The organism is Stenotrophomonas sp. 22692 (genome assembly GCF_052045015.1).
Classification (GTDB): Bacteria; Pseudomonadota; Gammaproteobacteria; order Xanthomonadales; family Xanthomonadaceae; genus Stenotrophomonas; species Stenotrophomonas geniculata.
Genome location: NZ_JBQEMR010000004.1, coordinates 23,520 through 43,633 on the forward strand (window position 1 = coordinate 23,520; position 20,114 = coordinate 43,633).

The window sequence follows — 20,114 nt, forward strand, 5'->3', positions numbered from 1 at the left end:
GGTAGGCTGGCACCCGTTGCCGGCCCCGCCGGCCCCCCTTTCCGCATTCTGGAGCACCCGATGAAGCTGCGTATCCTCACGCTCGGCCTGGCCTCCGCCATGCTCGCCGCCTGCAGCGGTGGCAACGGCGGCGCGCAGGACAGCCAGGTCCTGAACGTCTACAACTACAGCGATTACATCGCCGAGGACACCATCCCGACCTTCGAGAAGGAGAGCGGCATCAAGGTCACCTACGATGTGTTCGACAGTGATGAGATGGTCGAGACCAAGCTGCTGGCCGGCAACAGTGGCTACGACGTGGTGGTGCCGACGCTGAACTTCTTCGGCCGCCAGATCCAGGCCGGCGTGTTCCTGCCGCTGGACAAGAGCAAGATCCCGAACCTGGCCAACCTCGATCCGGCGGTGATGAAGCGCATCGCCACCCAGGACCCGGGCAACCAGTACGGCGTGCCGTACATGATCGGCACCACCGGCATCGGCTACAACGTGGACATGCTGAAGCAGCGCTTCGGCGGCAGCACCGACATCGCCAACAGCTGGGACCTGGTGTTCAAGCCGGAGAACATCAGCAAGATGAAGGACTGCGGCGTGACCATCCTGGACACGCCGGCGGACATGATTCCGATCGCGCTGCATTACCTGGGCCTGGACCCGCACAGCGGTGACCCGGCCGAGCTGCAGAAGGCGGCCGACCTGCTGAAGTCGATCCGCCCGTACGTGCAGAATTTCCACTCCTCGCAGTACGTGGGTTCGCTGGCCAACGGTGGAACCTGCCTGGTGGTCGGCTGGTCGGGTGACATCATCCAGGCCCGCGACCGCGCCGAGGAAGCCAGCAACGGCGTGCACGTGGCCTATTCGATCCCGAAGGAAGGCGCCCCGCAGTGGTTCGACATGCTGGCGATCCCGAAGGATGCCAAGCACCCGGAAGCCGCGTACGCGTTCATCAACTATCTGCTGCAGCCGAAGGTTGCCGCGGCCAACACCAACTTCATCCACTACGCCAACCCGGTGCCGACTGCGACCCCGCTGGTGGATGAGGCGATCCGTACCGACCCGACCATCTACCCGCCGGCCGATGTGGCCGAGAAGATGTTCACGTACTCGATCAACACGCCGGAGACCGACAAGCTCTACACCCGGTTGTGGACCGAGGTGAAGACCGGCCGTTAAGCCGGTCTGGCGCCGCCGGGTCATGCCCGGCGGCTCCCTTGCCCTGCGCCGGAACCGGTACTCCCGCTTCGGCCCAGGTGCCGCAGGATGGCCGGCAGCAGGTCGCGTGCATCACGGCCGCCGTTGCACAGGAACGATGAACTCATCCGCTGCAGGTTGTGCATGCCGATGAAGAACAGCCCCGGCTGCGGGGAAACGCCGAAGTCGCCAAGCGGATAGCCCTGTGCATCCAGCGCGCCCTGCACGTCGAGCCAGGGCCATTCGGCGACGAAGCCGGTGGCCAGCACCACCGAACGAATGCCTGCGGCCTGCAGATCCAGCGCGCATGGCGACGGTTCCGGCTCCCAGTGCAGATAGACCTCTTCGGGAATGTAACGGGCATCGTCGGTGCGCGGTTCGGGCCGCGTGGCGTAGTACGCGCTGGCCAGCGAATCGAGATAGGCATACTCGGCCCGAGTGGCCTCGATCGCGGTGCGCAGCTGCGGGCGGACATCGGCAAAGCGGGCGGTGTTTCCACTGAATTCCTGCAACCGGCCCAGCAACCTGATACCTGCGCGGTGCATCGCCAGCAGGCTGATCGAGCTGCCCCGGCCGCCGCTTCCCTTGCCCGAGATCAGCGGAAACTCCGCAGTGCGGGCCCTGCGCAGCGCATCCGGTTCTCCGGCCAGTACGGCGGCCGCTTCACTCACATGCTGGTGGATGCGCCCGGCCATGTCCCACCAGGTCATCGAGTCCTTGCCGCGCAGCCGGCGGGTGTGCGAGTGACGCTGGGCCAGTGACCAGTACACGCTGCGACCGCTGTCGCGCAGGTCCTGGGCGATCTGCGCGCCGGACTGGCCGCCGCCGATGACCAACACCGCGCCCTCGGGTAGCAGGCCGGGACTGCGGTAGTCGCTGGAGTGCAGCACGGTGAGGCCTGGTGCGGGCGCGAATGGGACCCGGGGCATCCGCGCGCGACGGTATTCACCGGTGGCGACCACCACCGTCTGGGCGTGGATCGGCCCCTCGCTGCTGTCGATGGCATAGCCACCGGACTCGGGCCCGACCCGGTGGACCACGCACCCCTCGCTGATCGGCAGGGAACGCTCGTGGGCATACTCGCGGAGGTGCCGGATCACCTCCGGGGCGCCCATGAAGCCTTCCGGGTCATCGCCGGCATAGGCATGACCGTGCAGGGCCATCGTCGCGTTGGCGGTGTTGGTCTGGAACGACTCCCAGCGCCGTTGCCAGCTGGCGCCCACGGTTTCGGCCTCCAGCACGCGATGCTCGACGCCGGCCTCCTGCAGGAGCGCGCTGAGCGACAACCCGGCCTGGCCGGCGCCGATGATGACCAGTGGCAGCCTTGCGGGCAGGGAGCCCGGCAGGCGGGGCGGGAAGGGGGAGGGGGAGGGGCTGTCCGGGGGAATCACCAGTGTGGGTCCATGCAAGGCCTTGATCCGAGGCATTGCGCGGGGAATGTCCTTGGCTTTCAACGGATCCCGTTCTGAAAAATGTTGCAGATCGGGCTGCCGCCCGTGGTGTCTGGTCGGGACGGCCGCCCGGGCGTCGAAGAGAGCCCGGGCCTTCCGGCGGACAGGCCAGCATGGCGGGGGAAAACCGACACCCCTCGAGGCCCCGAGGCCGGCCAGCGGCCGCTTCCACCTGCTCCCGTCATATCCCCTGCAGCCCCCGGCCGGTAGAATGGCGGCCGCTGTCCACCGCCCGCTCCCGGAGCCCCCATGCCCGTTGAAGCCCAGCCGGTAGCCGCCGTCGTCGACACGACCGGTGCGCCCGGCTATCTCTCCATTCGTGATTTGCGCAAGGAATTCGACGGTTTCGTCGCCGTCGACGACGTCAATCTGGACGTGCGCAAGGGCGAGATCTTCGCCCTGCTCGGTGGCTCCGGCAGTGGCAAATCGACCCTGCTGCGCTGCCTCGGCGGCTTCGAGACGCCCACCAAGGGCAGCATCACCCTCGATGGCCAGCGCCTGGACGCGCTGCCGCCGTACCAGCGGCCGGTCAACATGATGTTCCAGTCCTACGCCCTGTTCCCGCACATGACGGTCGAGCAGAACATCGCCTTCGGCCTGAAACAGGATGGCCTGGGCAAGGACGCGATCAGCAAGCGCGTCGGCGAGATGCTCGACCTGGTGCAGATGGGCCACCTGGGCAAGCGCAAGCCGCACCAGCTCTCCGGCGGCCAGCAGCAGCGCGTGGCGCTGGCGCGGTCGCTGGCCAAGGGGCCGAAGCTGCTGCTGCTGGACGAGCCGATGGGCGCGCTGGACAAGAAGCTGCGCTCGCAGATGCAGCTGGAACTGGTCAGCATCATCGAATCGTCGGGCGTGACCTGCGTGATGGTCACCCACGACCAGGAAGAAGCGATGACCATGGCCACCCGCATCGCGGTGATGGATGCCGGCTGGATCCAGCAGGTCGGCAAGCCGGACGAGGTCTACGAGCAGCCGGCCAACCGCTTTGTCGCCGAGTTCATCGGTTCGGTCAACCTGTTCGACGGGGTGATCGACGAGGACCTGCCCGAGTACGTCACCGTGCGCTCGCCGCTGTTCCCGGCGCCGATCTACATCGCCCATGGCATCACCGGCTATGAAGGGCAGCCGGTCGCGTTCGCGCTGCGCCCGGAGAAGGTGATGATCGGCAAGGACGAGCCGGAAGGGCACACCAACAAGGCCCAGGGTGTGATCGAGGACATCGCCTACTTCGGCAGCCATTCGGTCTACCACGTGCGCCTGCCCAGCGGTGCCAAGGTGCTGGCCAACTTCGCCAACTCGCAGCGCTGGGCCAGCGATGGCCTGACCTGGGGCGACAGTGTGTGGGTGCACTGGCGCGACAACGACGGCGTGGTGCTGACCTCATGAGCACGGCCGGCCTGAAGCGCTGGCTGCCGGGGCTGCGTGCCACGGTGATCGGCATTCCGTACCTGTGGCTGCTGCTGTTCTTCGCAGTGCCGTTCCTGATCGTGCTGATGATCAGCTTCTCGCTCAGCCGGGTCGGCTCGCCGCCGTACACTTGGCTGCTGCAGTACGTGGATGGCGGCTTCTCGCTGAAGCTGAACCTGGAAAACTACCTGGCGCTGTTCCGCGATTCGATCTATGCGCAGGCCTTCCTGAGCTCGATCAAGATCGCGGCGATCTCCACCTTCCTGACCCTGCTGATCGGCTACCCGATGGCCTATGCCATCGCCCGCCTGTCACCGGCCGCACGCAACGTGGCGATGATGCTGGTGGTGCTGCCGTCGTGGACCTCGTTCCTGATCCGCGTGTACGCGTGGAAGGCGATCCTGGACCGCAACGGCCTGCTCGACCAGTTCCTGCAGTTCACCGGCCTGCAGTCGCTGATGACCAGCCTCGGCCTGCCCAAGCTGCAGCTGATCGATACGCCGACTGCCGCCTACATCGGCATCGTCTACTGCTACCTGCCGTTCATGGTGCTGCCGTTGTACGCCAACCTGGTCAAGCATGACCACCGGCTGCTGGAAGCGGCCTACGACCTGGGTGCCAAGCCGTGGCAGGCGTTCCTGCGCATCACCCTGCCGTTGTCGAAGGCGGGCATCATCGCTGGCTGCATGCTGGTGATGATTCCGGCAATCGGTGAATTCGTAATCCCGGAAATGTTGGGCGGCTCGGAGACGCTGATGGTCGGCCGCCAGCTGTGGAACGAGTTCTTCAACAACCGTAACTGGCCGGGCGCCTCGGCGATGGCGGTGGCAATGATCCTGTTGCTGCTGGTCCCGATCCTGCTGTTCAACCGTTCCCAGCAGCGCCTGCTGGAAGGGAAGCAGGCATGAGCCCGCGTACCGCCAAGGGCCTGGGGCTGGGCGTGCTGCTGCTCGGCTTCGCCTTCCTGTACCTGCCGATCCTGCTGTTGATGTTCTATTCGTTCAACAGCTCGCGGCTGGCGATGGTCTGGGCCGGGTTCTCCACCCGCGCCTACAGTGACCTGTTCGCCGACCGCGCGCTGATGGATGCGATGTGGACCAGCCTGGTGGTCGCGTTCTGGACCGCCTGCACGGCTACCGTGCTCGGCACGCTGGCGGCGATGGTGATGACCCGCTTCAAGCGCTTCCGTGGCAAGCCACTGTTCGGTGCACTGGTGACCGCACCGCTGGTGATGCCGGATGTGATCCTGGGCTTCTCGCTGATGGCGCTGCTGGCCTCGATGGGGGCGATTCCCGGGTTCCCGGCGCGTGGCCTGACCACGATCTGGATCGCGCACGTCACCTTCACCCTGTGCTTTGTCACCGTGGTGGTGTCCTCGCGCCTGCAGGAAATGGACCTGTCGCTGGAAGAAGCGGCGATGGATCTGGGCGCAAGCCGATTGACCGTGTTCGGCCGCATCACCCTGCCGATCATCGCGCCGGCGCTGGTGGCGGGCTGGCTGCTGGCCTTCACCCTGTCGCTGGATGACGTGGTCGTGGCCAGCTTCGTCGCCACGCCGGGCTCGACCACGCTGCCGATGAAGGTGTTCGCTTCGGTGCGCATGGGCATCAGCCCGAAGATCAACGCACTGGCCACGCTGCTGGTGTCGGCGGTGTCGATCGCCGCGGTGATCGGCTGGTACATCAATGCGCGTGCGGAGAAGCGGCGCCAGCGCGATCTGCAGCTGGCGCGGCAGGACAACGGCTGATCCGGCAACACCCGGCTCACGGCCGGCGGCGCACAATGGGAGTCTTCCAGATGGAGATCCCCCATGACCGTCGAGATCATCAACCCGGCCACCGGCCAGGTGACCTACCGCCATGAACTGATGGGTGCAGCCGACATCGAGCAGCGCCTGCAGGCCGCTGCCGATGCCTTCCCCGGCTGGGTTGATCACTCGCTCCAGGACCGCGGCGCCATTCTCCGCCAGATTGCCGCGCAGCTGCGCGCCCGTCGCGATGACCTGCAGCAGGCGATGACCCACGAGATGGGCAAGCTCAAGGCCGAGGCGCTTGCCGAGGTCGACAAGTGCGCTGCCGCCTGCGAGTACTACGCCGACCACGCGGCCGACTACCTGAAGCCGCAGCTGATCGACACCGAAGCCCAGCGCAGCTATGTGCGCTATGAGCCGATCGGCTGCGTATTCGCGGTGATGCCGTGGAATTTCCCGATCTGGCAGGTATTCCGTTTCCTGGCCCCGGCGTTCATGGCCGGCAACGTCGCCCTGCTCAAGCACGCCAGCAACGTGCCGCAGTGCGCCGACCTGATCCTGGCGGTGTGCCGTGACGGCGGCCTGCCCGATGGCGTGTTCGATGTACTGCACATCGACAACGACCAGGCCGCCGAGGTGCTGCGCGACGCGCGGGTGAAGGCGGTGACGCTGACCGGCAGCGAACGGGCAGGGCGCTCGATCGCTTCCAATGCCGGCAGCCAGCTGAAGAAGTCGGTGATGGAGCTCGGCGGCAGCGATGCCTTCGTGGTGCTCGACGATGCCGACCTCGACAAGACCGTGGCCGCGGCAGTGAAGTCACGCTTCGACAACAGCGGGCAGACCTGCATCGCGGCCAAGCGCTTCATCGTGGTCGATGCGGTGGCCGATGAATTCACCCGTCGCTTCGTGGAAGCGGCGGGCGAGCGCCAGTATGGCGACCCTGACGAGCGCGGCACCACGCTGGCGCCGATGGCGCGCGCCGACCTGCGCGACGAACTGCACAAGCAGGTGCAGGCCAGTGTCGCCAAGGGCGCGCGCGTGCTGATCGGTGGCGAGCCGATTGCCGGCACGCATGCCGGCTATCCGGCCACCGTGCTCGACCAGGTGGGTCCTGGCATGCCGGCCTACGATGAGGAACTGTTCGGGCCGGTGGCGGCAGTGATCCGGGTCAAGGATGAAGCCGAGGCGCTGCGCGTGGCCAACGACACCCGTTTCGGCCTGGGCGGCAGCGTGTGGACGCGCGACGCGGTGCGCGGCGAAGGCTTTGCCCAGCGCATGGAATGCGGCGCCGCGTTCGTCAACGCCATCGTCAAGAGCGACGCGCGGCTGCCGTTCGGTGGCAGCAAGCAGTCCGGTTTCGGTCGCGAACTGGCCGACCATGGCATCCATGAGTTCATGAACATCAAGACCGTCTACGTGGCTTGATGGATCATCCAATGCGCCACGACCAACGGTCGTGGCCTACCGGTCTGGCGGGTATCGACCGTTGGTCGATATGTCCCCGGTTTTGTGGGTATCGACCGTTGGTCGATACGCTCTACAGCCACTTGGCGCGCTTGAACAGCCGGTACAGCCCCACGCACACGCCGCCCACGCCAACGATCATCAGCGGGTAGGACCACGGTTCGCTCAGCTCGGGCATGTGGCTGAAGTTCATGCCGTACCAGCTGGTGATCAGCGTCGGCGCCGCCAGCAGCGCCGCCCATGCACCCAGCCGCTTGACCGTCTCGCCCTGCGCCAGCGTCACCAGCGACAGGTTCACGCTCAGTGCGGTGCCCAGCATCTCGCGCAGGGTGTCGATCACATCGCTGATGCGTACCGCGTGGTCGTGCACGTCGCGGATGTACAGCTTCACCTCGTCGGGGATCAGTTCGCCCTGATAGCGACGCAGCTGTGCCAGCACGTCCTGCAGCGGCGCCACCGCCATGCGCATCTTGTTCAGTTCGCGCTTGAGCTCGTACAGCCGCACCACGGTGCTGCGCTTGTAGGTGTCGGCGAAGATGTCCTTTTCGAGCAGGTCCAGGGTGTCGCGGAAGCGGTGCACGATGGGCAGGTAGTTGTCGACCACGAAGTCGGTCACCGCATACAGGCAGTACGACGGGCCCATTTTCAGCAGCTGCGGCTCGCGCTCGACCCGCGCGCGTACCGGGGCGTAGGACAGCGAAGCGCCATGGCGCACCGTCACCAGAAAGCGTGGGCCGAGGAAGGCGTGGGTTTCGCCGTACTGGATGCGCTCGTCGACCATCTGCGCGGTGGTCACCACCACGAACATCGAATTGCCGTAGGTCTCGACCTTGGGCCGCTGGTGCGCATTGCGCGCATCCTCGATGGCCAGGTCGTGCAGGCAGAACTCTTCCTGCAATTTCAACAGCACATCGTCATTGGGGTCGTACAGGCCGACCCAGACGAAGCCATCGCCACCGGCAATGACATCGCTGATGGCGTCCAGGGTGATGTCGTGGCGTTTGCCCTCGTCATCGTAGTGGACGCAGTTGATGACGCAGGCGGGGTTGGCCGAGGCGGGCGCGGCAGCGGAGGCGGGCAATGACATGCCCGCCATCGTGCGTCAGGGCTGTGTTTTGGACAAGTGAGGAGTACGCCCCAGCACCCATGCCAGCGTGACGTGGACGGGCAGCAGCAGCACGATCCACTGCACGTTGTACTGCGCCTGCAGGCTCAGCCAGTGCAGCACCAGCGCGGCCACCGCCTGTACCGCCAGCAGCCACAGTACGATCCTGAACATGCGGCCCGGCACGCGCCGGCGCAGCAGGCTGATCGCCCCGGGCAGCAGCAGCACCGCCAGCGGCGAAAGCAACAGCAGGTTGCGATTGGCCCACGCGGCGTAGTGGATGCTGAAGCCCCACAGGAACACCAGTACGCCGCCGAACAGGGCACACAGCAGCCAGAACGGCAGCGCCAGCCCGGCCAGCAGGCGCGGACGGCGGCGCAGCGCCAGCACGCCGGCGGCGATCACCAGGCCGCACAGCAGCCACGGCCACCAGCGGCGCGCGGATTCCTTCGGCTCCGGATCGATACGGTGCGGCAGCAGTTGCTGTTCGGACTGCACCAGCGGACGGCCATCGCTGTTACGTGCCTGGCGCAGCGCATCGGCCAGGCGCATCGGTACGAAGGCTTCCTGCCAGCGCGACAGCGGCTGGTCGGCGAACGGCCCCAGGCCTACATCGAAGCCCAGCCACATCCAGGGTGCCGGCGAGGCCAGGCGCACCGATTCACTGCGGTAGGTGTTGCCGCGCGAGCGCCCCGACAGCTGCGACTGCAGGCCGCCGCCGAGTGCCTTGTCCACCGTGTCGCGCACCATCGTGGCGCAGTTGGCGGTGTAGTAGTCGTAGTGGTAACGCGCGTTTTCCGGCTTGGCCCGTTCGGCCAGATCGGCAGCGAGCGCACGTGCCTGGTCGGGGCGCAGGTCCAGCCACTGCACGCTGGCGCCACGGCCGGTCTCGTCGTAGTAGGACAGGTCCTGCTGCAGCGGCAGCGCCACCAGGTAATACATCATGTCGCCGCGCGCGAAGCGGCTGATGAAATCGTCCTCGGACGGATCGAAGTACCCGAAGTTGTACGAGGTCGCTTCGCCGCTGAGCGGATCGACCACGACGATGGCGTCGTGGCCGAAGCGTTCGAAGAACACCGTGCCCGGCTGCATGGTGACCACGCCGATGCGCGGGGCGGGGGCTTCAGTACTGGCGGGCGCTGTAGCGGCAGGCGGGGCCGCCGCCGGCTGCGCGAACGCGGCCAGCGGCAGGGCCATGGCCAGCACGCACAGTGCCAGCCACAGCTTCAGGATCAGGCCGCGGCGCTTCAAGCGTCGTCCTGCGCGTCCGGCGGCAGCACGGTCACGTGGAAGGCCTGCACCCGGCGCGCATCGGCGCGGGCCACGCGGAACATGAAACGGTCCAGCGCCAGTTCGTCACCGACTTCCGGCAGATGGCCCACGGCCTCGGTGACCAGGCCACCGATGGTGTCGTAGTCCTCGTCGGAGAAGGTGGCACCGAAGCGTTCGTTGAAGTCGCCGATCGGGGTCAGCGCGTCGACCACGTACTGGCCGTCGGACTGGATCGCGATCTGCGCCGAGGGATCTTCAGCTTCGTCATGCTCGTCGTCGATCTCGCCGACGATCTGTTCCAGCACGTCCTCGATGGTGACCAGGCCGGCGACACCGCCGTACTCGTCCACCACGATGGCCATGTGGTTGCGCGACAGGCGGAATTCCTTCAGCAGCACGTTGAGCTTCTTCGCCTCCGGGATCAGCACCGCCGGGCGCAGCAGCTCGCGCACGTTGGCCGGGCCGTTGTCGGCAACCACGCCGCGCAGCAGGTCCTTGGCCAGCAGGATGCCAAGGATGTCGTCCTTGTTCTCGCCGTGCACCGGGAAGCGTGAATGACCGGATTCGACCACCTGCTTCATCAGTTCCAGGAAGGGCGCTTCGACCGGCAGCGAGACCATCTGCGAGCGCGAAATCATCACGTCGCCCACGGTCAGCTCGGCGACCGAAATGGCGCCTTCCATCATCTTCAGGGTATCGGCGGCGATCAGACCCTCTTCCTGCGCGGTGTGCAGGACAGCGACCAGCTCGTCGCGGGTATGGGGTTCGCCGGAGAAGGCGGAGGTCAGGCGTTCAAGCCAGCCGCGCTTCTTTTCACTGTGCTCCGCAGGGGAGCTACTACTGTCGTCTTCTGACATCTCTGGAAAAAAGGCACCCGGCAGGCCGGGCGTTGGCCCAAGTCTAGCAGGATGTGACGGCCTGTCAGTGACTGCCGGTGGCCGGGGCAGGGGCGGCCGGGGCCGGCTCCTCCTCGGGCAGGTCCAGGCTGTAGGTGCAGCCGGCCAGGGTCTTGCCCGGGTGGGAGGCCACGGTGGAGACGCTGAGGATGATCGACTCGATCTGGGCCTCGCCGGTCTTCGGGTCGGTCACGTCGCGGCTGACCAGCTCGCGGCCGGCCATGAACTTGCCGTCCTGGTCGTAGCCGGTCTCCAGCGCCAGGCGCTTGGCCAGCGGGCGTGGGTCGGCCTGGTCGAGCACCGCCATGATGCTGGCGCCGGCCACGGCCACCCGCTCGGTGCTCATGCCGAACACGCTGATCGGCTGGGCCAGGCGGAACTCACTCATGAACTGGTTGCCCTGCGGCAGCGGCTGCAGGCCCTGGGCCACGGCCTTCAGCGGGTCGGCCAGCAACGGCGCCAGCGCGGCCTGGTCGGCCACGCCCTGGCGGCATTCGATCAGCGCCGGCAGGTCCAGGCTGGAAGCGAAGGCGGATGGGACCGCAAGGGCACACAGCAAAGGCAGGCAGCAGCGCAGTGACACGGGCGGTTTCCGCAGGCGAAGGACCGCCATCATAGCTCCGGTGAGCGCCTGAACAGCCCGGTGAGAAGGCGCAGGAATCCGGTCATCGCCCGCCGCGCGACCATCAGTGAGAGGGTCAGCACGACCGCAAGCATGGCGATCTGCATCGATTGCCCCGCGATGCGCGCCACCGCCGGCCACAGGCCCGGGCTGGTGAGCCAGGGCATCAGTTCCGATGCGGCTGTCCTGGCCACTTTCATGTAGATCACGGCCAGCACGAACAGCACCAGCAACGAGGTGCGGCTGGCATGGAAGAACGGGAGTGCGTTGACCGGCGTGCCAAGCCGCTGCTGCAGCAACGTTCGCCACAGCACCGGCAGGGTCAGGGCACCGACCAGTATCAGCACCATCGACGTTTCCCACAGCCCGGGCAGGTGGGCGGGTTCCGCTCTACCCGTGAGGTGGGGGCCGATCATGCCCGTCGCCAGCCCAGCCAGCAGGCACAAAGGCGAGAGCAGGGCGAGGCTGCGCAGCAGCCAGTGCCTGCCGGCGGGTTCACGAGCGCTGAGGCGACGCACGGTGTGCGCGCCCAGCATCAGCAGGCCGGCGAACAGGCCCGCGCTCATCGCAAACGTCGTGAAGCTGTTTCCCGGAGTCATCCTTGATCCCCTTGTAGTCGTGGCGACGGGCGGTGGCCCGCTCAGCGCTCGCCCGCGTATGGGTCGTCGATGCCCAGCTCGGCCAGGATCTCCCGTTCCAGCTGCTCCATCGCCTCGGCTTCCTTGTCGTCCTCGTGGTCCCAGCCGAGCAGGTGCAGCACGCCGTGCACGGTCAGGTGCGCGTAGTGGGCATTGAGCGCCTTGCCCTGTTCGTCGGCCTCGCGTGCCACGACCGGTGCACAGATCACCAGGTCACCGAGCAGCGGGAACTTGACGCCCTTGGGCAGGCCTTCGGGTACTTCGGCCGGGAAGCTGAGCACGTTGGTGGCGTAGTCCTTGCCGCGGTAGTGGCGGTTCAACGACTGTCCTTCCTTGGCATCGACCACGCGGATGGCCAGATCGGCCTCGCGGATGCGGCCCTTCAACGCGGCGGCCACCCACTTGCGGAAGCTCACTGCCGCCGGCAGGCCGGCACGCGGCAGGGCATAACTGACGGCGACGTCCAGTCGCACGGGACCACGGGTCATGGAGTTGCTCCAGGTTGGATCTGATGCAGGTCGCGGCGGTCGTAGGCGCTGACGATGCGTGCGACCAGCGGGTGGCGGACCACGTCACGGGATTCGAAGAAGGTGAAGCTCACGCCCTCGACCTCACGCAGCACGTCGATGGCGTCGCGCAGGCCGGACTTCACATGCTTGGGCAGGTCGGTCTGGGTCAGGTCACCGGTGACCACCGCAGTGGAGCCGTAACCCAGGCGGGTCAGGAACATCTTCATCTGCTCGATGGTGGTGTTCTGTGCTTCGTCCAGGATCACGAACGCATCGTTGAGCGTGCGGCCGCGCATGTAGGCCAGCGGTGCGATCTCGATGACGTTCTTCTCCAGCAGCTTGACCACCTTCTCCACGCCCATCATCTCGTACAGGGCGTCGTACAGCGGTCGCAGGTAGGGGTCGACCTTCTGGCTCAGGTCGCCGGGCAGGAAGCCCAGCTTCTCGCCGGCCTCCACCGCCGGGCGCACCAGGATCAGGCGCTGCACCCGCGATTCATTCAGTGCTTCGACCGCGCTGGCCACGGCCAGGAAGGTTTTGCCGGTTCCGGCCGGGCCGATGCCGAAGTTGATGTCGTGGGTGGCGATCTGGTGCAGGTAGCGGCCCTGGTTTGCGCCGCGGCCGCGCACCGTGCCGCGCTTGACCTTGATCGTCACGTCCTGCGCTTCATAGGAGCGCTCGGCGATCTGCTCGACATTGGCCTGCGCCAGGCGCAGGTGGATGGCGTGGTTGTCGAAGGTGGTTTCGCCGGCTTCGGCGTACAGCGCTTCAACCAGCTTCTGCGCCTCGACGATGGCTTCTTTGGGCCCGCTGATGCGGAACACGAAGCCACGATTTGCGATCTCCACGCCGAGCTTCAGCTCGATCTGGCGCAGGTGCCCGTCGAAGGGGCCGCACAGGTTGGCCAGTCGCTCGTTGTCTTCCGGCGACAGGGTGAAGTCTCGATGATCGATGCTTTTCATTGCTTGGGGTGGGGCCGACGCCTTCCACCGCAGTGTATTCAGGGAGGACAAGGGTAGCGCGCGTGCGGGGCACACGGCCAGCAGACGGTCGATACAGCGTTTTCCACACCCGGTGTGGACGGGGCACGCGGAAACCTGTGGATAGACCTCTGCGATGCTTGTGCCACAAGGCCCATGAGGTCCTGGTGAAAAAAGCGTCATGGCCGTTCGTCGCTGCGGCAGCACTGCCACGGGTGGCCTGTACGGGGTCATTCATCGTGATGGCAGTGCAGGTTTCGTTGCCGGGCGAGCAACAAAGCCACCTCCCTGCGGATTTCCACAGCGGTTGTGGAATGATGCCGAATCAACCTGTGGATAGGTGGTGCGGAGCCTTGCGGCAAAAGGCTTGCCCACGTGTGGTGAAAAAACCGTCAGGGCTGATCGGAATCATTGAGGGTGCACGGGGTACATGGCACCGTGTCGCCGTCGCAGGAGGGGATGGCATGGGCATCGGCAACGGGATGCGTGGGATCGGATTGGCGGGCATCGGCCTGCTGGCGGGGTGTGGGCAGTCAACGCCGACTGCACTGGGCACGCTGGAATGGGACCGGATCACGGTGCCGGCGCCGGCGGCCGAAGTCATCGCCACGGTGGAGGTGCGCGAGGGACAGCAGGTCAAGGCCGGGGCCGTGCTGATGCAGCTGGACCCGGCCCGGGGAGACGCGCAGTTCGCCGCGGCTCAGGCTGATGCGGCGCGTGCGCAGGCCCAGCTGGAAGAACTGCAGATCGGTCCACGCCAGGAGCAGATCGCGCAGGCCCAGGCGCAACTGGCCGCGTTGCGCGCACAGGCTGCCGAAGCAACTGCCTATTACCGACGTGTCCAGCCGTTGGCACAGCAGCGCCTGATTGCCGCCGCTGAACTGGATCGTGCACGCGCCGCTGCCGGCAATGCCGAGGCCAGCGCGCGTGCTGCCGAGCAGGCCTGGCTGGAGCGGGTGCACGGCAGCCGTGTGCAGGATATCGCCCAGGGCCAGGCGGCCGCGGATGCCGCACAGGCACAGCAGGTGGTGCAGGGCGTCAACCTGCAGAAGCTGCAGCTGCGCGCACCGCGCGACGGCGTGGTCGATGCCTTGCCTTACCGGCAGGGGGACCAGGCGCCGGTCGGCGCGCCGCTGGCGGTGATGCTGGTCGGCGAGCGCCCCTATGCACGCGTCTACCTGCCGCAACCGCTGCGCCTGCAGGTCAAGGTCGGACAGGCCGCGCAGATACAGCTGGAGGGAGGCAGCACGGTGCTGACGGGGCACGTGCGTGCGATCCGCAGTGAGCCGTCGTTCACGCCGTACTACGCACTGACCGGTGATGACGTCGAGCGCCTGAGCTATCTGGCCGAGATCGAAGTGGACAGGAACAGCGACATGCAGAAGCTGCCAGCGGGCCTTCCGGTACAGGTGCGCTTCTGAACACCGGTGCGGACATCGCGGTGCACGCGCAGGGCCTGACCCGCCGCTTCGGCGATCTGCTGGCCGTGGACAATGTCGACCTGACCGTGCCGCGTGGCCAGGTCTATGGCTTCCTGGGGCCGAACGGGTCGGGCAAGTCGACCACCATCCGCATGCTGTGCGGCCTGCTGGAACCGAGTGCCGGGCAGATCGAGGTGCTGGGCCTGGCGGTTCCCGAGCAGGCCGAAGCACTGCGCCGGCGCATCGGCTACATGACCCAGCGCTTCTCGTTGTATGAAGATCTTTCGGTACGCGAGAACCTGGAATTCCTCGCCGCCATCCAGGATCTGCCACGCGCGCAGGCCCGGCAGCGGGTCGACGAACTGCTGCAGCAGTATCGTCTTCTGGACAGGCAGCCGCAGCTGGCCGGCACCCTCAGTGGTGGCCAGAAGCAGCGCTTGGCGCTGGCCGGCGCCGTCGTGCATGCGCCCGAGCTGTTGTTCCTGGACGAGCCGACCAGCGCAGTCGATCCGGAATCGCGCCGCGATTTCTGGGAGGCCCTGTTCGAACTGGCCGATGCGGGCACCACCGTGCTGGTCTCGACCCACTACATGGACGAGGCCGAGCGCTGCCACCGCCTGGCGATCCTTGATCGTGGCGCGCTGGTGGCCGACGGCACGCCGGCCGAACTGTGCGCACGGCTGGAAGGGCGCACGCTGCAGGTCACCGCGTCGCAGCCGCGCCTGGCCAGCCGCGCACTGGCCGATCTGCCCGGCGTGCTAAGCGTGGCGCAGATCGGCACCCATCTGCGCGTGCTGTGCAATGAGGGAGCGGCGGACATCGCAGTGCTGGGCCGTGCGCTGGCCAGTGCTGACCCGCAGGCCAGCATCGAGAAGGTGGCACCGAACCTGGAAGACGTGTTCGTGGCCGCCACCCGTGGTCGTGGCCGGGAGCCGGCGGAATGAACCTGCGCCGGCTGTGGGCGATCATGCTCAAGGAACTGCGGCAGCTACGGCGCGACCGCATCACGCTGGCGATGATCGTCGGCATTCCGGTGATGCAGCTGCTGCTGTTCGGCTATGCGATCAATCTCAACCTGCGTCACCTCGACGCCGGTGTCGCCGATCAGGCCAACAGTGCCGCCTCGCGCGCGCTGGTGCAGGACATGGTCGCCACCGGCGTGATCACGCCGCGCAGCGAGGCGTACACGCCCGACCAGCTGATGCAGGCGCTGCGCCGTGGCGAGATCAGTGTCGGCATCGTGGTGCCGGCCGACTTCGAGCGTCGCCGCTTCGACGGTCGCGAAGCAGTGCAGGTGCTGGTCGATGGCAGCGACACCGTGGTGCAGAGCGCAGCGATCCAGCTGGCGCAGGTGCCGCTGGACACGCGTCCGACCAGCAACACGCGTCCCCTGCGCGAAGGCAGCATCGCCAGTGGTCCTATCAGCGTGACCAGCTTCTACAACCCGCAGCGGCGCTCGGCGGTGAACATCGTGCCGGGCCTGATCGGGGTGATCCTGACCATGACCCTGGTGATGTTCACGGCCGTGGCGGTGGTGCGCGAACGCGAGCGCGGCAACATGGAGCTGCTGATCGCCACGCCGGTGTCGCGCAGCGAACTGATGGTGGGCAAGGTGCTGCCTTATGCAGCGATTGGCCTGCTGCAGACCACGCTGGTGCTGGTGCTGGGCACCTGGCTGTTCCAGGTGCCGATCCGCGGCAGCCTGCTGGACATCTACCTGGCCGCAGTACTGCTGGTGCTGGCCAACCTCGCACTGGGCCTGCTGATTTCCACGCGCGCGCGCTCGCAGTTCCAGGCGATGCAGATGACGTTGTTCCTGTTCCTGCCGTCGATCCTGCTGTCGGGCTTCATGTTCCCGTTTGCGGGCATGCCGCGGCCGGTGCAATGGCTGGCGGAAGTGCTGCCGCTGACCCACTTCCTGCGGCTGGTGCGCGGCATCATGCTGCGCGGCGCCTCGCTGTGGGAGCTGTGGCACGACGCGCTGGCGCTGCTGGCCTTCATCGTGGTGATGATGACGCTGGCGATCCTGCGCTTCCGCAAGCGATTGGATTAAGGCCTGTCATTCGGTAGTGCCGGCCGCTGGCCGGCATCATTTCCGGTGGGTGCCGACCGTTGGTCGGCACACCCAGACCTTACTCCGCCAGCACCCGCGCGCGCAGCGAATTGGTCAGCGCTTCGGTGATCACCACATCCACGAACTGGCCGATCAGCCGTGCCGGCGCCGGGAAGTTCACCGAGCGCATGTTCTCGGTCTTGCCGGTCAGCTCGTTCGGATTCTTGCGCGACGGACCTTCCACCAGCACGGTCTGCACCGTGCCCACCATCTTCTGGGAGATGCTGGCCGCGTGCGCATTGATGCGCTCCTGCAGGCGCGACAGGCGCGCGTGCTTTTCGGCATCGCTGATCGTGTCCTCCAGGTCGGCCGCTGGCGTGCCCGGGCGGCGCGAATAGATGAAGGAGAAGCTGTGGTCGAAGCCGATGTCTTCGATCAGCTTCATGGTCTTCTCGAAATCGGCATCGGTCTCGCCGGGGAAGCCGACGATGAAGTCCGAGCTGATCGAGATGTCCGGGCGCACCGCGCGCAGCTTGCGGATCTTCGACTTGAATTCCAGTGCGGTGTAGCCGCGCTTCATCGCCGACAGCACGCGGTCGCTGCCGGCCTGCACCGGCAGGTGCAGGAAGTTGGCCAGCTGCGGTACGTCGCGGAACGCATCGACCAGCGAATCGCTGAACTCCAGTGGGTGCGAGGTGGTGAAGCGGATGCGGCCAACGCCATCGATCTCGGCGATGGTGCGGATCAGCAGGCCCAGGTCGGCGAACTCACCATCGCCATACGGGCCACGGTAGGCGTTGACGTTCTGGCCGAGCAGGTTGATCTCGCGCACGCCCTGCGCGGCCAGCTGGGCCACTTCCACCACCACGTCCTCGAACGGGCGGCTGACCTCCGTGCCGCGGGTGTAGGGCACCACGCAGAACGAGCAGTACTTCGAGCAGCCTTCCATGATCGACACGAACGCCGAGGCGCCATCGGCACGCGGCTCCGGCAGGCGGTCGAACTTCTCGATCTCGGGGAAGCTGATGTCCACCTGCGGGCGCTTCTGTTCGCGCCGCGCGCGGATCAGTTCCGGCAGGCGGTGCAGGGTCTGCGGTCCGAACACCAGGTCGACGAACGGCGCGCGCTTGATGATCGCTTCGCCTTCCTGCGAGGCGACGCAGCCGCCGACGCCGATGATGACCTCGCGGCCCTTGTTCTTCAGGCCCTTCCACACGCCCAGCTGGCTGAATACCTTCTCCTGCGCCTTCTCGCGGATGGAGCAGGTGTTGACCAGGATGACGTCAGCGTCGTCCGGGGTATCGGTCAGTTCCAGGCCATCGCTGGCGGCAAGCACGTCGGCCATCTTGGCCGAGTCGTACTCGTTCATCTGGCAACCGTGGGTCTTGATGTACAGCTTGCCCTTGACCTGGTCGGGCTTGCGCGGACCAGCGGGCAGGGCAACGAGCGGGGTACCGCCCGGCGTGGCGGGCGGAAAGACGTCTGGCGTCCCGGTCATGGCGCTTAATCCATTCGGGTGGCGGGAAAGCGGGCAATTCTACCCGCATCCCGCGCCAGCCGCCGCGTTCATGCGGCCAAGCCCAAGCCCGGCGTGGTCATCACTGTAGAGCCGAGCCCACGCTCGGCTGCCTTGTGCAAGGCGGAGGAGCAGCCGAGCGTGGGCTCGGCTCTACAAGGGGGCGCTGATTACGCCGCCACCAGCTCCGCATCGATCCGCCGCGACCGGTCGAAGGCGGTCATCGCGCTCATCCGGGCGATGTAGTCGGCTGTTGCCGGCGCCGGCTGTACGAGGCCAAAGGCGGTGGTCCAGGCCAGCGCATTGCCCCACAGCACATCGGCGGCGCTCATCGTCTCGCCGAGCAGGTACGGGCCCTGCGCCAGCTGGGCCTCGACCACCTGCAGCACGGTCTCGGCGTCGTTGTACGGCGACATCAGGCGCGGCGGCGGCTCGCGATGCATCGCCTTGTCGATCATCGCCGGCTCGAAACAGGCGCCATAGAAGGCCATCCAGCGCAGGTAGGGCCCGCGCAGGGCGTCGCCGATCGGCGGGGCCAGCCCGGCTTCCGGATACAGGTCGGCCAGGTACAGATAAATGGCCACCTGTTCGGTTACCAGTGCGCCGTTGTGGACGATGGCCGGCACCTTGCCCATCGGGTTGATGGCCAGGTAGGCCGGGGCCAGGTTGGCGCCGGCCTTCAGGTCCAGCACCTGCATGCGGTAGTCGGCACCCAGCGCTTCGAGCAGGGCCACGGCGCCGCTCGAGCGGGAACGGGCGGCGTGGTACAGGGTGATCCGGCGTGAATTCATGGCATTGCTCCTTGCGGTGGGTGGTGAACTGGAGGCCATCCTGGGGCACTATTGCGGACGACTTCTGTCCTCGATCCTTCATGCGCCATACCGCCCACCGACTGCTGCGCCTGATCGCCCTGTTGCAGGCCCGCCGCCAGTGGTCCGGGGCCGAGCTCGCCGAGCGCATGGGTGTGGACCGGCGCAGCATCCGCCGCGATATCGAGCGCCTGCGCGAGCTGGGCTACCCGGTGCAGGCCTCGGCCGGGGTCGGCGGCGGCTATCAGCTGGGGGCCGGGGCACCGGTACTGCCGATGCTGCTGGACGAGGAGGAGGCAACCACCCTGGCCATCGCCCTGCGCGCGGCCTCGGCCACCGTCGCCGGCATCGACGACACCGCGCGTGGCCTGCTGTCCAAGCTCGACCCGCTGGTGCCGACCCGTCGCCGCCAGCAGGCCGGCGAGGTGCATGCAGCGACGGCCACCCTGTCCGATCTTCCGTCCACCGACGCACGCCTGCTCGGACGGCTGGCCCAGTACTGCCGGCAGGCGTCACGGCTGGCCTTCGAATACCGCAGCGCGCAGGAGGCTGTTACCCAGCGCGAAGTCGAGGCACAGCACCTGGTCAATTACGGCCGGCGCTGGTACCTGTTGGCCTGGGATCTGGGCCGGCAGGACTGGCGCACCCTGCGTGTGGACCGGATGGGCGCGGTGCGCGAATGCACCGAGCCCGGCCTGCATCGGCGCACGCCGGCACCCCCGGACGTGATGGTGCGGCAGGCGGTCAGCCAGGCCCCGTTCGCGCTGCAGGCCATCGTCCGCCTGGCCGGCAGCCGCGCCGAGCTGGAAGGCCGCATTCCTCCCTGGTGCGGGGTGCTGGAGGCGGATGGTGCCGAGCACTGCCTGCTGCGCATGGGGGCCGAGAGCCGGGGCATGATGCTTGCGCAGATCCTCAGCCTGGACCGCGTGCCGGTGGCGCTGTGGACCACGCCGCCGGGCCTGCGCGACGAACTGGCCCAGCGCCTGGCCGGGCTGGGCCAGGTGCTGGCCGTGCCGCCGGTCACAGGCTGAGC

General features: G+C 67.1%; 19 protein-coding genes. 9 read left to right on the forward strand and 10 right to left on the reverse strand.

The features are described 5' to 3' along the window. Positions 1–60 precede the first annotated feature (60 nt). Complete coding sequence (locus ACTJJM_RS06140) at positions 61–1,170, forward strand: polyamine ABC transporter substrate-binding protein (RefSeq protein WP_010486170.1); 1,110 nt, start codon at positions 61–63, stop codon at positions 1,168–1,170. A gap of 20 nt (positions 1,171–1,190) precedes the next feature. On the opposite strand, the gene ACTJJM_RS06145 is transcribed toward ACTJJM_RS06140, so the two are convergent. Beyond that, positions 1,191–2,615 (reverse strand): flavin-containing monooxygenase, encoded by a 1,425-nt coding sequence (locus ACTJJM_RS06145; protein ID WP_043400424.1) that lies wholly within the window; start codon positions 2,613–2,615, stop codon positions 1,191–1,193. A gap of 273 nt (positions 2,616–2,888) precedes the next feature. On the opposite strand from ACTJJM_RS06145, the gene ACTJJM_RS06150 reads away from it, so the two are divergent. From ACTJJM_RS06150 to ACTJJM_RS06165, 4 genes are all read left to right on the forward strand, one after another. Next, complete coding sequence (locus tag ACTJJM_RS06150; protein WP_010486163.1) at positions 2,889–4,025, forward strand: ABC transporter ATP-binding protein; 1,137 nt, start codon at positions 2,889–2,891, stop codon at positions 4,023–4,025. Next, complete coding sequence (locus ACTJJM_RS06155; RefSeq protein ID WP_049431291.1) at positions 4,022–4,954, forward strand: ABC transporter permease subunit; 933 nt, start codon at positions 4,022–4,024, stop codon at positions 4,952–4,954. The genes ACTJJM_RS06150 and ACTJJM_RS06155 overlap by 4 nt, the downstream gene beginning before the upstream one ends. Continuing rightward, a complete protein-coding gene (locus ACTJJM_RS06160) occupies positions 4,951–5,793 on the forward strand; it encodes an ABC transporter permease subunit (RefSeq protein WP_004151945.1) in 843 nt (280 codons plus the stop codon). Before ACTJJM_RS06155 ends, ACTJJM_RS06160 begins: the two co-directional genes overlap by 4 nt. A 63-nt stretch (positions 5,794–5,856) precedes the next feature. Beyond that, a complete protein-coding gene (locus tag ACTJJM_RS06165; RefSeq protein WP_049455532.1) occupies positions 5,857–7,221 on the forward strand; it encodes an NAD-dependent succinate-semialdehyde dehydrogenase in 1,365 nt (454 codons plus the stop codon). A 112-nt stretch (positions 7,222–7,333) separates the two neighbouring features. Here ACTJJM_RS06165 and ACTJJM_RS06170 read toward each other — a convergent pair whose 3' ends face one another. From ACTJJM_RS06170 to ACTJJM_RS06200, 7 genes are all read right to left on the reverse strand, one after another. Continuing rightward, the gene (locus ACTJJM_RS06170; protein WP_440865319.1) at positions 7,334–8,356 is read right to left on the reverse strand and encodes a magnesium and cobalt transport protein CorA; all 1,023 of its coding nucleotides are present in this window, start codon (positions 8,354–8,356) and stop codon (positions 7,334–7,336) included. Positions 8,357–8,362: 6 nt separating this feature from the next. Then, entirely contained in the window at positions 8,363–9,616 is a 1,254-nt protein-coding gene (locus ACTJJM_RS06175) for a lipoprotein N-acyltransferase Lnb domain-containing protein (RefSeq protein ID WP_440865320.1), read from the reverse strand. Then, entirely contained in the window at positions 9,613–10,494 is an 882-nt protein-coding gene (locus ACTJJM_RS06180; RefSeq protein WP_005408827.1) for an HlyC/CorC family transporter, read from the reverse strand. The genes ACTJJM_RS06175 and ACTJJM_RS06180 overlap by 4 nt, the downstream gene beginning before the upstream one ends. A gap of 64 nt (positions 10,495–10,558) precedes the next feature. Continuing rightward, positions 10,559–11,146: a hypothetical protein gene (locus ACTJJM_RS06185; protein ID WP_311069072.1), complete on the reverse strand. Its 588-nt coding sequence runs from the start codon at positions 11,144–11,146 to the stop codon at positions 10,559–10,561. Then, entirely contained in the window at positions 11,146–11,754 is a 609-nt protein-coding gene (locus ACTJJM_RS06190) for a membrane protein (protein WP_029380068.1), read from the reverse strand. The genes ACTJJM_RS06185 and ACTJJM_RS06190 overlap by 1 nt, the downstream gene beginning before the upstream one ends. A gap of 41 nt (positions 11,755–11,795) precedes the next feature. Further along, positions 11,796–12,281 (reverse strand): rRNA maturation RNase YbeY, encoded by a 486-nt coding sequence (gene ybeY / locus ACTJJM_RS06195; protein ID WP_005408831.1) that lies wholly within the window; start codon positions 12,279–12,281, stop codon positions 11,796–11,798. Next, the gene (locus ACTJJM_RS06200) at positions 12,278–13,264 is read right to left on the reverse strand and encodes a PhoH family protein (RefSeq protein WP_049455531.1); all 987 of its coding nucleotides are present in this window, start codon (positions 13,262–13,264) and stop codon (positions 12,278–12,280) included. Before ACTJJM_RS06200 ends, ybeY begins: the two co-directional genes overlap by 4 nt. 482 nt (positions 13,265–13,746) lie before the next feature. Between ACTJJM_RS06200 and ACTJJM_RS06205 the strand changes: the two genes are divergently transcribed. From ACTJJM_RS06205 to ACTJJM_RS06215, 3 genes are read left to right on the forward strand one after another with little or no spacing between them, the layout of a single operon-like run. Beyond that, complete coding sequence (locus ACTJJM_RS06205; protein ID WP_241877037.1) at positions 13,747–14,703, forward strand: HlyD family secretion protein; 957 nt, start codon at positions 13,747–13,749, stop codon at positions 14,701–14,703. A gap of 20 nt (positions 14,704–14,723) precedes the next feature. Then, positions 14,724–15,647, forward strand: a complete 924-nt coding sequence (locus ACTJJM_RS06210) for an ABC transporter ATP-binding protein (protein ID WP_010486131.1) — start codon at positions 14,724–14,726, stop codon at positions 15,645–15,647. After that, on the forward strand, positions 15,644–16,756 hold the full coding sequence (locus ACTJJM_RS06215) for an ABC transporter permease (RefSeq protein ID WP_049412557.1): 1,113 nt from the start codon (positions 15,644–15,646) through the stop codon (positions 16,754–16,756). The genes ACTJJM_RS06210 and ACTJJM_RS06215 overlap by 4 nt, the downstream gene beginning before the upstream one ends. A 79-nt stretch (positions 16,757–16,835) precedes the next feature. On the opposite strand, the gene miaB is transcribed toward ACTJJM_RS06215, so the two are convergent. Together miaB and ACTJJM_RS06225 are read right to left on the reverse strand one after the other, a co-directional pair. After that, positions 16,836–18,254: a tRNA (N6-isopentenyl adenosine(37)-C2)-methylthiotransferase MiaB gene (gene miaB / locus ACTJJM_RS06220; RefSeq protein ID WP_191863135.1), complete on the reverse strand. Its 1,419-nt coding sequence runs from the start codon at positions 18,252–18,254 to the stop codon at positions 16,836–16,838. 188 nt (positions 18,255–18,442) lie between these two features. Then, a complete protein-coding gene (locus ACTJJM_RS06225; RefSeq protein ID WP_010486127.1) occupies positions 18,443–19,063 on the reverse strand; it encodes a glutathione S-transferase family protein in 621 nt (206 codons plus the stop codon). 80 nt (positions 19,064–19,143) lie between these two features. Here ACTJJM_RS06225 and ACTJJM_RS06230 point away from each other — a divergent pair, with 80 nt between their 5' ends. Further along, the gene (locus ACTJJM_RS06230; RefSeq protein WP_010486125.1) at positions 19,144–20,112 is read left to right on the forward strand and encodes a helix-turn-helix transcriptional regulator; all 969 of its coding nucleotides are present in this window, start codon (positions 19,144–19,146) and stop codon (positions 20,110–20,112) included. The last annotated feature ends 2 nt before the right edge of the window (positions 20,113–20,114 follow it).

Excerpts from the sequence above, each read along its gene's own strand:
- ACTJJM_RS06205 (WP_241877037.1), top strand. The coding sequence starts at position 13,747 with ATGGGCATCGGCAACGGGATGCGTGGGATCGGATTGGCGGGCATCGGC.
- ACTJJM_RS06170 (WP_440865319.1), bottom strand. The coding sequence starts at position 8,356 with ATGGCGGGCATGTCATTGCCCGCCTCCGCTGCCGCGCCCGCCTCGGCC.
- ACTJJM_RS06180 (WP_005408827.1), bottom strand. The coding sequence starts at position 10,494 with ATGTCAGAAGACGACAGTAGTAGCTCCCCTGCGGAGCACAGTGAAAAG.
- ACTJJM_RS06215 (WP_049412557.1), top strand. The coding sequence starts at position 15,644 with ATGAACCTGCGCCGGCTGTGGGCGATCATGCTCAAGGAACTGCGGCAG.
- ACTJJM_RS06150 (WP_010486163.1), top strand. The coding sequence starts at position 2,889 with ATGCCCGTTGAAGCCCAGCCGGTAGCCGCCGTCGTCGACACGACCGGT.
- ACTJJM_RS06155 (WP_049431291.1), top strand. The coding sequence starts at position 4,022 with ATGAGCACGGCCGGCCTGAAGCGCTGGCTGCCGGGGCTGCGTGCCACG.
- ACTJJM_RS06230 (WP_010486125.1), top strand. The coding sequence starts at position 19,144 with ATGCGCCATACCGCCCACCGACTGCTGCGCCTGATCGCCCTGTTGCAG.
- ybeY (WP_005408831.1), bottom strand. The coding sequence starts at position 12,281 with ATGACCCGTGGTCCCGTGCGACTGGACGTCGCCGTCAGTTATGCCCTG.
- ACTJJM_RS06165 (WP_049455532.1), top strand. The coding sequence starts at position 5,857 with ATGACCGTCGAGATCATCAACCCGGCCACCGGCCAGGTGACCTACCGC.
- ACTJJM_RS06225 (WP_010486127.1), bottom strand. The coding sequence starts at position 19,063 with ATGAATTCACGCCGGATCACCCTGTACCACGCCGCCCGTTCCCGCTCG.
- ACTJJM_RS06140 (WP_010486170.1), top strand. The coding sequence starts at position 61 with ATGAAGCTGCGTATCCTCACGCTCGGCCTGGCCTCCGCCATGCTCGCC.
- ACTJJM_RS06145 (WP_043400424.1), bottom strand. The coding sequence starts at position 2,615 with ATGCCTCGGATCAAGGCCTTGCATGGACCCACACTGGTGATTCCCCCG.
- ACTJJM_RS06200 (WP_049455531.1), bottom strand. The coding sequence starts at position 13,264 with ATGAAAAGCATCGATCATCGAGACTTCACCCTGTCGCCGGAAGACAAC.
- ACTJJM_RS06160 (WP_004151945.1), top strand. The coding sequence starts at position 4,951 with ATGAGCCCGCGTACCGCCAAGGGCCTGGGGCTGGGCGTGCTGCTGCTC.
- ACTJJM_RS06185 (WP_311069072.1), bottom strand. The coding sequence starts at position 11,146 with ATGGCGGTCCTTCGCCTGCGGAAACCGCCCGTGTCACTGCGCTGCTGC.
- miaB (WP_191863135.1), bottom strand. The coding sequence starts at position 18,254 with ATGACCGGGACGCCAGACGTCTTTCCGCCCGCCACGCCGGGCGGTACC.
- ACTJJM_RS06190 (WP_029380068.1), bottom strand. The coding sequence starts at position 11,754 with ATGACTCCGGGAAACAGCTTCACGACGTTTGCGATGAGCGCGGGCCTG.